Raw genomic sequence first — 249 nt, 5'->3', positions numbered from 1 at the left:
GCCTTTGTAACTATCTAATTCAATCAGTCGCGAGACATTCCCCACCAATCGATGACGCCAGGGAAATTTGACACGGATATGACGCATATACCATTGTGGATCAGCGACCCAGCCTGCCTTGATTTTTCTATTGTTTCGGGTTTGAAACGCCAAGCCTCTAGCTCTTGCCAACGATCTTCTTGGAGTGTAAATGTGCCACCGGGCAGCTTGGCGTTATAGCTCTTGACATCGATGTCACGAATAATCTGA

At 47.0% G+C, this 249-nt stretch carries 1 protein-coding gene; it reads right to left on the bottom strand.

Features of this window, described 5'->3' with window-relative positions; translation table 11 throughout:
- Nucleotides 1–23: 23 nt before the first annotated feature.
- Nucleotides 24–249, bottom strand: a 226-nt coding sequence (locus ACO0KV_RS18440) for a hypothetical protein (RefSeq protein WP_423044617.1), incomplete at its 5' end; no start/stop codon positions are given.

Source organism: Undibacterium sp. RuRC25W (assembly GCF_049339825.1).
In the GTDB taxonomy this organism is placed as follows: domain Bacteria; phylum Pseudomonadota; class Gammaproteobacteria; order Burkholderiales; family Burkholderiaceae_D; genus Undibacterium.
The sequence above is the reverse complement of the archived record's forward strand: the minus strand, read 5'-3'. Positions and strand labels throughout refer to the sequence as shown.